Annotated in this window: 12 protein-coding genes; 8 read left to right on the top strand and 4 right to left on the bottom strand. The window is 42.8% G+C overall.

The window, feature by feature from the left end; genetic code table 11:
* Positions 1-69: 69 nt before the first annotated feature.
* A complete protein-coding gene (locus ACDZ29_RS03085) occupies positions 70-2,889 on the top strand; it encodes a DNA translocase FtsK (protein ID WP_375089831.1) in 2,820 nt (939 codons plus the stop codon).
* A gap of 284 nt (positions 2,890-3,173) precedes the next feature.
* Complete coding sequence (gene murC, locus ACDZ29_RS03080; RefSeq protein WP_375091088.1) at positions 3,174-4,478, top strand: UDP-N-acetylmuramate--L-alanine ligase; 1,305 nt, start codon at positions 3,174-3,176, stop codon at positions 4,476-4,478.
* Between the two features lie 56 nt (positions 4,479-4,534).
* On the opposite strand, the gene ACDZ29_RS03075 is transcribed toward murC, so the two are convergent.
* The gene (locus tag ACDZ29_RS03075; RefSeq protein WP_375089829.1) at positions 4,535-5,647 is read right to left on the bottom strand and encodes an aminopeptidase; all 1,113 of its coding nucleotides are present in this window, start codon (positions 5,645-5,647) and stop codon (positions 4,535-4,537) included.
* A gap of 225 nt (positions 5,648-5,872) precedes the next feature.
* On the opposite strand from ACDZ29_RS03075, the gene ACDZ29_RS03070 reads away from it, so the two are divergent.
* The 5 genes from ACDZ29_RS03070 to ccpA all read left to right on the top strand — a co-directional run bounded on the left by ACDZ29_RS03070 (position 5,873) and on the right by ccpA (position 10,459).
* Complete coding sequence (locus tag ACDZ29_RS03070; protein WP_289326045.1) at positions 5,873-6,382, top strand: DUF948 domain-containing protein; 510 nt, start codon at positions 5,873-5,875, stop codon at positions 6,380-6,382.
* Positions 6,383-6,429: 47 nt separating this feature from the next.
* Positions 6,430-7,002: a YtxH domain-containing protein gene (locus tag ACDZ29_RS03065; RefSeq protein ID WP_289326044.1), complete on the top strand. Its 573-nt coding sequence runs from the start codon at positions 6,430-6,432 to the stop codon at positions 7,000-7,002.
* A gap of 127 nt (positions 7,003-7,129) precedes the next feature.
* On the top strand, positions 7,130-7,456 hold the full coding sequence (gene ytxJ, locus ACDZ29_RS03060; RefSeq protein WP_289326043.1) for a bacillithiol system redox-active protein YtxJ: 327 nt from the start codon (positions 7,130-7,132) through the stop codon (positions 7,454-7,456).
* 544 nt (positions 7,457-8,000) lie between these two features.
* Positions 8,001-9,077 carry a bifunctional 3-deoxy-7-phosphoheptulonate synthase/chorismate mutase gene (locus tag ACDZ29_RS03055; protein ID WP_289315328.1) on the top strand — a complete coding sequence of 359 codons (1,077 nt, stop codon included), beginning with the start codon at positions 8,001-8,003 and terminating at the stop codon, positions 9,075-9,077.
* Between the two features lie 380 nt (positions 9,078-9,457).
* On the top strand, positions 9,458-10,459 hold the full coding sequence (gene ccpA / locus ACDZ29_RS03050) for a catabolite control protein A (protein WP_289315329.1): 1,002 nt from the start codon (positions 9,458-9,460) through the stop codon (positions 10,457-10,459).
* Between the two features lie 89 nt (positions 10,460-10,548).
* On the opposite strand, the gene ACDZ29_RS03045 is transcribed toward ccpA, so the two are convergent.
* Genes ACDZ29_RS03045 through ACDZ29_RS03035 form a run of 3 tightly spaced genes read right to left on the bottom strand, consistent with a single transcriptional unit; the run spans position 10,549 to position 13,032 of the window.
* Positions 10,549-11,730 carry an acetoin utilization protein AcuC gene (locus ACDZ29_RS03045; RefSeq protein WP_375089827.1) on the bottom strand — a complete coding sequence of 394 codons (1,182 nt, stop codon included), beginning with the start codon at positions 11,728-11,730 and terminating at the stop codon, positions 10,549-10,551.
* A complete protein-coding gene (locus ACDZ29_RS03040; protein WP_375089825.1) occupies positions 11,723-12,373 on the bottom strand; it encodes an acetoin utilization AcuB family protein in 651 nt (216 codons plus the stop codon). The genes ACDZ29_RS03045 and ACDZ29_RS03040 overlap by 8 nt, the downstream gene beginning before the upstream one ends.
* Positions 12,374-12,399: 26 nt before the next feature.
* Positions 12,400-13,032, bottom strand: coding sequence for a GNAT family N-acetyltransferase (locus ACDZ29_RS03035; RefSeq protein ID WP_375089824.1), 633 nt, complete (start codon positions 13,030-13,032; stop codon positions 12,400-12,402).
* A 348-nt stretch (positions 13,033-13,380) separates the two neighbouring features.
* Between ACDZ29_RS03035 and acsA the strand changes: the two genes are divergently transcribed.
* Entirely contained in the window at positions 13,381-15,099 is a 1,719-nt protein-coding gene (acsA, locus tag ACDZ29_RS03030; protein ID WP_370016063.1) for an acetate--CoA ligase, read from the top strand.
* Positions 15,100-15,114: the final 15 nt, after the last annotated feature.

Genomic DNA, 15,114 nt, shown 5'->3' with positions numbered 1-15,114 from the left:
ATAACTGGTAGAATTAGTTACATAACTACAGATGTAGAAAGAGTGATAGGTTTGAAATGGCTAAATAAGATGAAAAAATGGTTCCAAGCAGAGGAAATTATTGAAATCGAAGAAATTATTATAGATGAACCGCTTGATGAAGAGACATTAAGGAATATGGATTTTTCGAAGCTCGCAAAGTCAAAGAAAGAAGAAATAAAAGTTTACAATCAAACAGTGGAAAAAATGTCACAGACGCCAGATCCGGATACGAAAATCCTGTTTCAATATCCAAAAGGACAGTTCAAGTTTCCGCTCATCCCTGACCGGGAGCAGAATAAAAGAAAGCCTAGGGAAAGAAACAGGGAAGATCACGAACCCAAACAGGGGAACGCGGCCAAAGAAACGAAAAGGCCTGTGAGGGATCCTGAACCTAAACGGAGAAACTTCGATCGGGAGCAAATCCCTAAAATAGTCCCGTCGAATACTCCATTCCGCCCAACGGAAATCCCTTCACCCATTTATGGATTCCGTCGCCCGGAAAAAAAAATAGTCCCTACTGAAGAAATTGTCGAATATGAATTGGAAAGTAAAATGCCGGTCCGTAAAAAAGAAGAACCCGATATTGAGATTCCGATATCCATCCCTGAAATCCCAAAAGCCAATGAGGAATTGACGATAGAGCCATCCGTCCTTGTACCAGAACAAACGGAAGAAAAAAGGGAAGGTTCGGAGATACCCGCTTTCTTTCGTAAGAATTCCATTGAGTCACCGCCTGAAGAAGCAGTAAGCGAGCCTGGTATAGATGAGCCAGCAGTAGAAAAAGAGGCTTATGAACAGGACCAAGTTGATTTTGGATGCGAAGTCGCTGTTTCCATCATGGAACAGGTGGACGAAACAACGCCTGAAGCTATTTCGGTTCCTGGGGAGGTCACTGTAAAATCACCTCAGCCATCCGTCAGTCAAGGGGCACAACCGGAAAGTGATCCATCAGAGGCAATGCCGGAAGAACAGCCTAAACGTCCGAAAAAACATATCCCATTTAACGTGATGATGCTTAAGCAAGATAGGGAAAAAAATGGGTTCATCAATAAAATGATGCCGGAAAAAAAAAGCCCTGATGTCGAAATTGGAGTAGCATCATCTGATAAACGATCTCTGATTAACGCTGCTGAAACGGAAGCGGGACAAGCGAAACCATCCTCCATCCCTGAATGGAAATCGGAGGAAGGCAAAGTGATGTTTAAAGAGGAGGAGACTCCGGTCATTCAGCCAACTTTAGTGGACACTAAGCATGGAACCGAGACGGTTGCCGTGCCTGAAAATACAGTTGAATCCAATATCGGTTCGAACCCGGTCCCTGCAAAGTCTTTCGAACAGGGATCTCCCATTTCTGAAAATGTAAATCAAGAACCGGCTTATATAGAGGCGGCAGCAGAAGCTAAGCAGAGCGAAACCCCCGAAGTGTTTTGCTCCGTGGAAGCCAATGATAATCCATACTATGTGTTTCCGGATATCGAGTTGCTGACGCCTCCCACCTATGCTGTACATGATGATGAATGGCTCGAGGAACAGACTTTATTACTTGATGAGACGTTGAAAAATTTCAATGTCCGTGCAAAGGTCGTCAATGTCACGCAAGGACCGGCAGTAACTCGTTTCGAGGTGCATCCGGAACCCGGAGTGAAGGTGAATAAGGTGACGAACCTGATGGATGACATCAAATTGAGCCTTGCCGCTCAGGATATGAGGATGGAAGCGCCTATCCCGGGTAAACATACAATTGGCATCGAAATTCCAAATAGGAAGAGCAAGCCGGTATTTTTGCGCGAGGTTTTGGAAAGTACTGAGTTTCAAGAGCATGAATCACCGCTTGCCGTGGCTTTAGGCCTCGATATATCCGGTCAGCCTATTATCACGGATTTGAGAAAGATGCCGCATGGATTGATAGCCGGGCAAACGGGATCGGGGAAAAGCGTCTGTATCAACACGATGTTGGTCAGCTTGCTTTATAAAGCGACGCCGCAGGAGTTGAAATTACTGTTGATCGATCCGAAAATGGTCGAGCTTGCCCCATATAATCGAATCCCGCATTTGGTCAGTCCAGTCATAACCGATGTAAAAGCCGCTACGGCTGCGTTGAAATGGGCGGTTGAGGAAATGGAACGGCGTTATGAATTGTTTGTACATGCAGGTGTACGTGATATCACCCGCTTTAATGACCAAGCGGAAAAAGCAGGTCAATATTCAAGCAAGCTGCCTTATATCCTGGTGATCATCGATGAGCTTGCGGATCTAATGATGATGTCGCCTGCTGATGTAGAGGAAGCGATTTGCCGGATTGCCCAAAAGGCCCGTGCCTGTGGCATTCATTTGATTGTAGCCACTCAGAGACCTTCTGTCGATGTCATAACTGGATTGATCAAGGCGAATATCCCGACAAGGATCGCTTTTTCGGTTTCTTCACAAGTCGACTCCCGTACAATCATCGATAGCGGTGGTGCAGAAAAACTGTTGGGAAGAGGAGATATGTTATTTGCTGAAAACGGCTCTTCAAAAACGGTGCGCCTGCAAGGGACTTTTGTTAGTGATGAAGAAATCGATCAAGTCGTAAACCATGTCAAATTGGAGCAGCAACCGAACTATCTGTTTGAACAGGAAGACTTGTTGAACAGGGCACAGGTCACGGAAGAAGCGGATGAACTGTTTTTCGAGGCATGCGAATTCGTCGTGAGCCAACAGGCTGCTTCTGCATCGAGTGTACAAAGGCGCTTCCGTGTCGGTTATAACCGTGCAGCGCGTTTAATAGAAATGATGGAGCAGCAGGGAGTCGTTTCCGAATCCAGGGGCTCAAGGCCAAGGGATGTTTTGATTACGGAAGAAGAACTTGAATTTTTACATGTTAATTAAGAGAACCTATTAAAAGGAAATTGTATATAATGTGAAAGGGTGAAAACCCGTTATTATCACCTTAATTGAGGAAAAAACCAATGATTTGATAAATTGGCATCTGCCTGACATGGATGAATGGATAAAAAAGTGATATAATAGTTTTTTGTTATGAATGATTGAAAATATATGCATGAAAAACCAAAGAAGAAATTGCGTTTCTAACAAGTCTCGTAATGAAAAAACAAATAAAAGATGACGTCATATACTGTCATACAGGTAGACGATTGGTGGAGGTTCGCTTTATGACTGCTTACCATTTTGTGGGAATTAAAGGGTCGGGTATGAGTGCTCTTGCACAAATACTGCATGATATGAATATTGAAGTGCAGGGTTCCGATTACGAAAAAGAATTTTTTACACAATTGGCATTAGAAAAAGCCGGGATTAAAATCCTTCCTTTTAACGAGGAAAATATTCAAACTGGAATGACCATCATTGCAGGAAATGCGTTTCCGGATAGTCATCCGGAAATCGTGAAGGCAAAGGAACTTGGTTTGCCGATCATCCGTTATCACCGTTTCCTAGGTGATTTCATGAAAAACTTTATCAGCGTGGCCGTTACGGGAGCGCATGGTAAAACATCGACAACCGGTTTATTGGCCCATGTAATGGGGGGCGCTAAACCGACATCCTTCTTGATTGGGGATGGAACGGGTAAGGGAATCGTGAATTCTGATTACTTCGTATTCGAAGCATGTGAATATCGCCGTCATTTCCTTTCATATTATCCGGATTATGCAATCATGACGAATATCGATTTTGATCATCCTGATTACTACGCCAATGTCGAAGACGTGTTCGAGGCTTTCCAAACGATGGCCCTTCAAGTCAACAAAGGCATTATTGCGTGCGGGGATGATGAGCATTTACCACATATTCAGGCGAAAGTACCGGTTATTTTTTACGGATTTGCAGAAGGAAATGATTTTCAAGCGAAAAATGTTTCCGTCACTCCGGATGGCACCACTTTTGATGTGCACGTAAGGAACAATTACTATGATACATTCACTATTCCTACTTTTGGAAAGCATAATGTGTTGAATGCACTTGGTGTCATTGCACTTTGTAAATATGAAAACTTGGATACGGAAGCTGTGAAAGCCCAATTGCGGACTTTTGGCGGAGTTAAACGCCGGTTCTCCGAAAAGGAAATCGGAAGTCAGATCATCATTGATGATTATGCGCATCATCCGACTGAAATTTCGGCAACTGTTGACTCTGCTCGTCAAAAGTATCCAGAGCGTGAAGTTGTAGCGGTATTCCAGCCGCATACTTTCTCGAGAACGCAAGCATTCCTGGATGAATTCGCCGACAGTTTGAATTTGGCCGACAAAGTATACTTATGTGAAATTTTTGGATCTGCTCGTGAAAATCAAGGGAAATTATCGATTGAGGATCTTCAAGATAAAATTCCCGGTGCCGAGCTGATTACGGAGAACACAACATCAATATTGCAAAAACATGAAAACAGTGTCGTGTTATTCATGGGTGCGGGGGACATTCAAAAATTCCAAGCAGCCTACGAGCATTCACTGCAGGTAAAATAAAAAAACGACCGATCCGTTAGTTAGTGCGGGTCGGTCGTTTTTTTATTGGTATTTTTTTATTTTAAATTTTCTGGATTTAAATTTTCCAATTCCGGTAAAACGAAGCGTCCGTCCTTACGTATCAAGACGTCATCAAAATGGATTTCCCCGCCGCCATATTCAGGGCGTTGAATATTGACCAGGTCCCAGTGAATGTCTGAATGATTTCCGTTAAAGGCATCATCATAACATTGTCCGGGAGTGAAATGAAAACTTCCATCAATTTTTTCATCAAAGAGGATATCTTGCATCGGATGTAGAATATAAGGATTTACACCAATTGCAAATTCACCGACATATCGTGCGCCTTCGTCAGTATCAAAAATTTTGTTGATGCGTTCCGTATCATTCGCGACCGCTTCAACGATTTTTCCATCCTTGAATGTTAACTTCACGTTTTCAAAAGTAAAACCCTGATAAGGGGACGGAGTATTATACGAAATCACTCCATTGATGGAATCTTTAACTGGAGCCGTATATACTTCACCGTCAGGAATGTTCAGCTCACCTGCACATTTGATGGCTTTAATGTCTTTGATGGAGAAGGTTAAGTCCGTACCGGGCCCAGTTAAGCGGACCTTATCCGTTTTATCCATCAATTCAACAAGGTTGTCCATTGCTGCGCTCATTTTGCCATAGTCGAGGTTGCAGACTTCGAAATAAAAGTCTTCGAATGCTTCTGTGCTCATTTTGGCTAATTGGGCCATCGAATTTGTCGGGTAGCGAAGAACGACCCATTTTGTTTTTGGAACGCGGATATTTCTATGTACTTTACCGACTGTCTGTCCATGAATCGCCATCTTTTCTGAAGGGACATCGGATTGTTCATTGATATTATCCCCGGCACGAAGCCCGATATAGGCATCCATCTGGTTCATTACGTTTGCTTCAAACTCACCCATCATCTTGTACTGTTCTTCTTTGGCACCCATCAACAAGGCACGATCCACTTGGTGATCCTTTAAAAGGACGAATGGGTAACCACCTGCTGCATAGGCTTCATTCACAAGCGCGTTAACAAGTTCACGCTGCAATCCAAAGTTTTCGATCAAGATTCTTTCACCTTTTTGAAGTTTTACTGAGTAATTGATTAAGTTTTTGGCCAATGTTTCAATTCTGGGATCTTTCATAAAATTACCTCCATTGTTTAAATTCGACTTATGTTTCTATCATACCCGATTTCCTGCCATAAGTGTCACCCATGAATTTCATGGAGGAACTGGATACAGACAACAATATTTCCAGATTAGGGTTTGATAGGGTATATTGAAAAAATAAATACGTTTATAATAATAAGGAAGGGGTAATTAATAACTAACAGCTACTAAATAAGTCGATTTTTCGGAGGTGTTCCAATGGAGATTATTTTATACGTAAGTGCTGCTGTTGCAGCGATAGCTTTCCTGGTCCTTGTTATTTTCCTGACAAAGGTACTGACATCACTTCAAACAACCCTGGACAGTGTGGCCCGGACGCTGACAGGACTAGAGAGCCAAATGCAGGGCATAACGCTCGAAACTACCCAGCTATTACATAAAACGAATACGTTGGCTGAAGACTTGCAGCAAAAGTCAGAAAACCTGAACACAGTGGTGGATGCCGTGAAGGATGTAGGTACATCCATCTCTAGCTTCAATTCTTCCATCCAAAAGGTTTCTCATAAAGTACAGGCTGAGATTGATAATAATCAAGAACGAATCTCACAAATTGTACAATGGAGTAATGTAGCCATGGAGATTAGGGACAAATGGAAAACCAGAAGCAAACAGGCTGCCCCGACCCCAACTGAAAGGGCGGAGTTAGAAAGGGAAGCACTGGAAACAGATAACCTACCTAAAAAAAGGTTTTTACGTTCTAGATCTTAAAATCTAGTTAAATAAAAATGAACTGAAAATTGAAAGGGGAATGTATTATGACTCAAAAAGAATTTCCGGCAAAGGACTATCAGAAATCATATGAGGACGAACGCGACTCGATCAATTCTAAGGACTTTATGATTGGCGCCTTAATCGGCGGGATGATCGGAGCGGCTACAGCTTTGTTCATGGCTCCGAAAACAGGCAAGGAATTAAGGAATGATTTCAATGAACAAGCTAAAAATATTTCAGAGAAAACAGAAAAATTAAGACAAACCGCGATGGAAAAAGGAACAGTGCTTGCTGATACTGCAAAAGAAAAAACAAGCTCCGTCACGGAAATCGTTTCAACTAAATCTTCAGATATCGTCAATAAAGTGAAAAGCTTGAAAACGGGAAAAGAAAACGGCAACGCGGCTGATGATACGACAAATTCGAGCAATAAAGATATAGATGTAACGGGAACTTCCGATTCTCCTATCGTATCCGTTGAAACGAATTTTGCTAACGGCAACGACCTGGAAAATAACCCTGCCGATCCAACAAGCGGTAACAAGAATACGGCAAAATTAAAACTCGATGAAACGAAAAAGGCATTTGATGAAACAGAGAATAACCTTAAAAAATAAACTCTTACATTCCTTTGATGGGGATGAAGAGGCATGAAGGTACGAAGAATAAGGCGGTGAAGTGCTTCGATGGCTTCATCGCCTTTTTGATGGTAAAATTTATATGTACAAGAAAAGGAGATGTATTATGACGATTACCAAGATTGAAGCAGAAGAACAATTCAATGAGCTTTTAAAAGAGGATACATTCCTACTTTTCAAGCATAGCGTAACATGCCCGGTCAGTGCTGAAGCATATGAACAATATGAGAAGTACATCTTGGAAAACGAACAACTTAAAACGGCCTATTTAGCCGTTCAGGAAGCTCGTCCATTATCCAATTATGTGGCAGAAACATTTGATATCAAACATCAATCACCTCAGGCCATCCTTTTTAAAAGTGGAAAACCGGCCTGGAATGAATCTCATTGGCGGATTACATATGATTCATTGAGCAAGGCCATTACTGAATGATTGATTAAGGCCGGATCCCTTAGGTAGGGGATCCGGCCTTTTATTATTCCATCATTCATGGGTCAGGGGATTTTTTATCGATCTCCAGGGGAAACCTTTTCTTGAAAGGATGTTAACAACGCTGGGAGTTGAGGAACCTGTAACTCAAAATTTTTCGCCGAATACCGCTATACCGTTTCTGGAGATCTCTCAGAATGCTCTTAGATAAAATATCAATTATATTATAGCTTTCCTGTTCTATTTCCAATATAATTCCTACAACGGATCGTGTTCCAATAGCTAGTGCAAATCGTTTTTCTTACATGGGTAACACCTACTTTTATGCATTTATAACTTTAATGCTTAAAAGCGTTTAATTATTAAAGAAAAATATAGTGACATTTAAGGACACTTCATTTATAATTGATTTAATCATACATGAAATATTCTAAATTTTTCATTGATAAAATAATTGGGGTGGATGATCGAGGATCCAGATGGGATTTTCGGGTTAGATTTCCGCTGTACCGATTTCTATTTTAAAAAACGAAGGGATGGATTTGTAATGAGCAACAAAGAGCTTGATGGACTTCGTAATCAACTGGATGATGTGAACATTCAGTTATTACATCTTATTAATCAACGTGCTGAACTTGTACAGGAAATTGGTCGCGTTAAAGAAAAACAAGGTGTTAACCGTTACGATCCGGTCCGTGAAAGAACAATGCTGGATCTTATCGAAGCCAATCATCAAGGACCTCTTGATCTTGGTTCGATTAAACATATTTTCAAAGAAATCTTCAAATTGGGCTTGGAGCTTCAAAAAGATGATCAGAAGAAAACGCTTCTGGTATCAAGAAAACAAAAGGCTGAAGACACTATCATCGACATTAAAGGTGAATTAGTCGGTAACGGGATCCCTAGCTTCGTGTTCGGACCATGTGCCGTTGAATCTTATGAACAGACAGCTGCGGTGGCGGAAGTCATTAAAGCTAAAGGTTTGAAATTGATGCGCGGCGGTGCATTTAAGCCACGTACATCTCCATATGACTTCCAAGGACTTGGTTTGGAAGGCTTACAAATACTTAAACGTGTTGCTGATGAATACGGCTTGGCTGTCATCAGTGAAATCGTGAGTGCTAACGATATCGAAGCGGCGATCGATCATATCGATGTCATCCAAATCGGAGCACGCAACATGCAAAACTTTGACTTGCTAAAAGCGGCAGGTGCCGTAAATAAACCAGTTCTTTTAAAACGTGGACTTGCTGCAACGATTGAAGAGTTCATTCATGCAGCGGAATACATCATGTCACAGGGAAATGGCAACATAATCCTTTGTGAACGCGGTATCCGTACTTACGAAAAAGCAACAAGAAATACACTGGATATCTCCGCTGTACCGATCTTAAAACAAGAAACTCATTTACCGGTCATGGTTGATGTAACGCATTCCACTGGACGTCGCGACCTCTTACTTCCGACGGCTAAAGCGGCTCTTGCAATCGGTGCTGACGGTGTAATGGCAGAAGTGCATCCGGATCCTTCCGTTGCTTTATCGGATTCTGCACAGCAAATGGACTTCAAACAATTTGATGAATTCTATGATGAAATTAAACGTTTGAACTGGGTAACTGTTTAAGCTGGAAAGTCTTTAAAATATCTACTTACGGCCCTTACCATATTGGCAAGGGCTATTTTTAATGGTAAAATACTTGTTTTTGCAGAAAAAGCATCGAAATAAGCACTATTGGATTGCAGGAAAGATTCGACTATCGTATGATAAATAACAAGAATGAGAACTGTTCGGAAGATTGAGTCATACATAAAGAGATATCTATGTGAATTTTATACTTGAATAGGGTATTGAATCTTTGACTGAGAAGAGAGAGGACTGCATTTTTTGTTAGGCAGATCGTTCCTGAAATAATCTTCCTTATAGAGGAAAACGCATAAAAGAATATTTTTCGAAATAATTCGGGTCTTTTATGGGAAAAATGAAAGAAATGGAGGAATGGATGAATGAATAATATAACCATTTATGATGTGGCGCGTGAGGCGAATGTTTCCATGGCCACTGTTTCCCGCGTAGTTAACGGGAATCCAAATGTAAAGCCTGCAACAAGAAAGAAAGTTTCGGATGTGATTGAGAAGTTAGGGTACCGTCCCAATGCAGTGGCAAGGGGTCTTGCAAGCAAGAAAACGACTACAGTCGGGGTCATTATTCCGGATATCTCGAGCATCTTTTTTGCCGAATTGGCACGGGGCATAGAAGATATAGCCACAATGTATAAATACAATATCATTCTAAGCAGTTCTGATGAGAATATAGATAAGGAATTCCATTTGTTGAATACGATGCTTGGAAAACAAGTGGATGGTATCGTATTCATGGGCGGTAACATTTCTGATGAGCATGTCAAAGAGTTTACGAATTCACCGGTTCCAATCGTTCTGGCAGGCTCGGTGGATGAAAGCGGGCAAGTTCCATCGGTTAATATTGATTATGAGGCGGCGGCATTCGACGCAGTGACCTTCTTCGCTAAAAATGGCCACAAGCATATCGCTTTTGTAAGCGGAAACCCTTCCGCGCTGATTAATGAAAAGAAATTGGCTGGTTATAAAAGAGGATTAAAAGAAGCTGGGCTTTCATTTGATGAAAGGTATATTATTGAAGGCGATTATACATATGATTCAGGAATTGAGTCTTTTGAAAAGTCCCTGGAAACTGAAGAGAAACCGACGGCATTCATCGCCGGTGCTGATGAAATGGCGCTTGGAATTGTCCATGCCGCACAGGACAAAGGGTATAATGTACCGGAAGACTTTGAAGTGATCAGCTTCGATAACACGAGATTGACATTGATGGTGCGTCCGCAAATCACGACGATCGTTCAACCATTATATGATATTGGTGCGGTTGCTATGAGGCTTCTGACAAAGTTGATGAATAAAGAACAAGTGGAGGAAGGGCATGAAGTGATCCTGCCACATCGGATTGAAAACCGTCAATCCACGAAATAAGCTGGTTTAGAGAGTGTCCCGAGGGCACTCTCTTTTGTTTTTCAAATATATTCACAACCAAAAAAGATCGTTTTTCAACGATCTTTTGGTTAACTTTGGTCATTGCTTGTCGATGTTTTCCTGGAAGACCTGATGGGATAAAGGGCCTTTTCAAGCGTCAGGGCATTCTTCTCGGTAATTTCAGGCTTTCTCGGAATGGGTTCATATATATCCTCCATGTCATCCCACTCGTTTGGTAGCAGAACAGGGGACTCAGGCTGCCAGCATTCAAGCCATTCCTTTGCTAGGGGCCCTGAAATATCGTTATTCGTCATTTCAAGCCAGACCCTCGACCAAGCCCTCGGGACGACGCGCCATATATCATATCCCCCGCCGCCTACTGCAATCCACCGGCCCTCACAATACTTATGGGCCATTTCGTGGGCCAACTTTGGTATTTCCCTATAAATCTTCATGGTGGCAGATAAATGGGTGAGCGGATCGTAATAATGGGAATCGGCTCCGTTTTGCGTTAAAAGGACATCCGGTTTGAAGAATTCAATGACCTCTTTAAAGGAAGCGCTGTAGCATTCGAGCCAGGACTCATCTTCAGTGAACGCATCGACCGGGATGTTGAATGAATAGCCGTAGCCTTTTCCTTGACCCCGTTCGTTAATATTGCCGGTGCCGGGAAATAAGTAGCGTCCCGTTTCATGAATGGATAGGGTGCATACATCCGGATCATCATAAAATGACCATTGGACTCCGTCACCATGATGTGCATCGGTATCGACATACAAGACTCGTGCTCCATATTTTTTTTGCAGGTATTTAATCGCGACCGAACTATCGTTATAAATGCAAAAGCCCGAGGCTTTTCCGCGGAAACCGTGATGCAGGCCACCTCCCAGATTAAGTGCGTGCAGGGACTGACCGGTCATGACGGCATCCACTGCCGTCAAGGTACCGCCTACAAGCAAGGCGCTTGCTTCATGCATTCCCGGGAAGATTGGGGTATCTTCTGTTCCGAGCCCATAATTTCCGGCTTTTTCAGGGGGGAGCTTTCCCTGGCCTGCTAATCTGACAGCGTTTACATAATGCTGATCATGGATCAGTTCCAATTCTTCATCGGTGGCCATTCTGGGCTTGATAATTTGATCATCACTGATGGCATGGTGTTTTTTTAGCAAATCCAGCGTGAGTTTAAGACGTTTTTGATTGAACGGATGCTCATCGTTGAATTTATAGGTGAGGAGTTCATCCGAATAGATAAAAAGGGATGCATCATTCATGGGAAATCCCCGGCAGACTAGGCCATAAAACGGTATAGCCTTCTTTCTTCAAATCCTCCACCACCATAAATGGATTCATCGTCTGCACACGAATTACAAGAATCTTATAATCGGTCCCTTCTTTATCCGGGTAAACGAGAGTGCTCAGGATATTCGAATTGCGCCTTTTGAAAATATGGGCAATATCATGAAGGGTACCTGCCTTATCCGGGATTTTAATCTCGATTTGGGAACCGGGCTGATTGACTCCTGTCAACTCAACGTATGAATGAAGTAAATCAGAACCGGTTATGATGCCGACTAACTTCCTTCCTTTTAAAATTGGAAGGCAGCTGATATTGTTATCACAAAAAACAGCCCCGATTTCTTCCACGAAATCTAACGGGTGACCTGTGATTATATCCGTTCTCATGATGCTCGATAGTGGTTTTTGTAAATCACTTTTGTATTCTGCGGTGCGGAATATAGAAGGGGCAGCATCCCGTATATCACGGTCGCTGACTAATCCCACAAGTTGAAAGCTGTCATCGACAATGGGGATATGGCGAATTCGCTTCTCCTTGATGATCATGACAGCGCTATGGATTGTATCCGTTGGAGTGAGGGTGATGATATCCTCATTCATTATTGTTTCAACAATCATTTTCCTTCCTCCTCTTTTTCACCTCTTTAATACATATACCGATTCATGAAACGCAATTGGTCGAATTTCTGGATGGATTCGGACGGCACTCTTTTGCCAATACGGGCCATCAGGCAGTTGGCCGGGTGGGAACTGATTTCAGGATCATCCGTTGCAAAGTAGACCAAGCCGCCGGCACTCATCATTTTTTCCATGACCTTGCGATAGTCCCAAATATTCAGCCCTGTCCCTTTCAAGTCCCAATGCCAATAGTATTCAGTGGTGATGATGATGAAGTCTTCAACCGAATCGTCTTCCATGGAAAGGCGGATTAAATTCTTCCCGACGGAGGCACCCCGGTATTTAGGGATGACCTCGATTGCACCAAGCTCAATCAGATCCTCCATCTCGATTTCCGACCAGCGCTCCAAGGGATCGGGATATAAATAAGTTACATAACCCACGATCGTTTCATTTTCACGGGCGATGAAGATCCTGCCCTCGGGCAAGTCTGCAATCTCTATTAACGCTTTATGCTGCAAAGCAGGCTGGCGAAAGGCGACCAAGTCTTCGTGAAACTCATAAGCGGACATCTTTTCGCCGTTTAACGGCCCCTCGATGATGAGCGTTCCGCTTAATGTCTGCAGTTCCTTGGTATAAAAGGTCTTATTATATTCCATTCTATCACCACCCTCATTATATAGTAATCTTACACTCTCGCATTCCGAAGCATAAGGAGCATTGCTATTAAAACTGAACGAATCGAAAGCCTACATTAATTATACTTAAAAACAAGTGGCATAATTCAGAAAGTTCAAGGCATATATGAATCTTTTGTTACAGTACTTCTCATATACCCGCCATCGCTATGAAGTCATCTTAACTATACCAATATACCTGTGTTTTTCAAAATTAGGCCAAGAAGGAATTTCCCTAATATGGAAGGTTTCAATATTTTAAAAATTGAGATAATTTGTTTCTTATACTATAATGAAAATATAGAGCCGAATAAAGGGGGAGTTTGTCGTATGAATGTGAAAGCGCTGCCAGTAGTGGAAGGTAATTTTAATTTAAAGAATTACGATGAGAAATACAATAAGTTTGACTGGTCTGAGACGGAAAAGGAATTCTCCTGGTCTGAAACCGGTAAAGTGAATCTTGCGTATGAAGCCATTGACCGCCATGTCGAAACATACAAAAAGAACAAAGTCGCCCTTTATTACAAAGACGATAAAAGAAATGAAAAGTATACATTCAAGGAAATGAAAGATTATACGAACCAAGCGGCCAATGTGTTCAAGAACATTGCCAATGTGGAAAAAGGTGATCGTGTTTTCATCTTCATGCCACGCTCCCCGGAGCTTTATTTTGCATTGTTGGGTGCGATTAAAACGGGGGCGGTCGTAGGTCCGTTGTTCGAAGCCTTCATGGAAGGCGCGATAAGGGATCGCCTTGAAGATAGTGAGGCAAGTGTGATAGTGACGACCCCGGAGCTTTTGCCGCGGGTCCCAGTAGAGGAATTACCCCATTTAAAACATATTTTCTTAGTGGGGGAAAATGTAAAAGAAGAAGGAAAGTATCATCACTTCAACAAAAAATTAAAAGAAGCGGACAAAAAATTCGAAATTGAATGGGTGGATCGGAATGACGGACTGATTCTTCACTATACTTCCGGTTCCACGGGAAAACCAAAAGGCGTACTTCACGTTCATAATGCGATGATCCAGCATTATCAAACGGCAAGATGGGTCCTTGATTTACAGGAAGAGGACGTGTATTGGTGCACAGCGGATCCTGGATGGGTGACAGGGACGTCTTACGGTATCTTTGGACCGTGGCTGACAGGCACCTCGAATGTCATTGTAGGCGGGCGATTCAAGCCTGAATCCTGGTACAAGACCCTGGAAGACTTCGGAGTCACTGTATGGTATAGTGCCCCGACTGCCTTCAGGATGCTGATGGGCGCAGGTGACGAAATCGTTAAACGGTTCGATTTGAGTTCTCTCCGCCATGTTTTAAGTGTCGGTGAACCGTTGAACCCGGAAGTGGTGCGCTGGGGAATGAAGGTATTCAATCACCGTATCCATGATACATGGTGGATGACGGAGACCGGGGCTCAGGTAATCTGCAATTATCCTTGCCTGGAAATCAAACCGGGCTCGATGGGTAAACCGATTCCGGGTGTGAAAGCGGCAATAGTGGATGATCAGGGCAACGAGCTTCCTCCGCATAGAATGGGGAACCTTGCCATCAAGAAAGGATGGCCTTCGATGATGAAGACCATCTGGAAGAATGAATCAAAATATGAATCTTATTTTATGCCGGGTGATTGGTATGTTTCTGGAGATTCCGCTTATATGGATGAAGAGGGGTATTTCTGGTTCCAAGGCCGGGTTGATGATGTCATCATGACGGCAGGGGAAAGAGTCGGACCTTTCGAAGTGGAAAGCAAGTTGGTCGAGCATCCGGCCGTAGCTGAAGCAGGGGTCATCGGTAAGCCGGACCCAGTTCGGGGAGAAATAATCAAAGCGTTTATCGCCCTCCGTGACGGATACGATGCAAACGATGAGCTGATTGAAGAAATTCGTCAATTTGTAAAGAATGGTCTCGCAGCACATGCGGCGCCGCGTGAAATTGAATTCAGGGATAAGCTTCCTAAAACAAGGAGCGGAAAAATCATGCGCCGTGTCTTGAAAGCTTGGGAACTTGATCTGCCAACTGGTGATTTATCCTCGATGGAGGATTGAAAAGCTGAGTCATAC

The organism is Peribacillus sp. RS7, from assembly GCF_041956845.1.
Lineage (GTDB): Bacteria > Bacillota > Bacilli > Bacillales > DSM-1321 > Peribacillus.
This window is presented reverse-complemented; position numbering and strand designations above follow the sequence as displayed.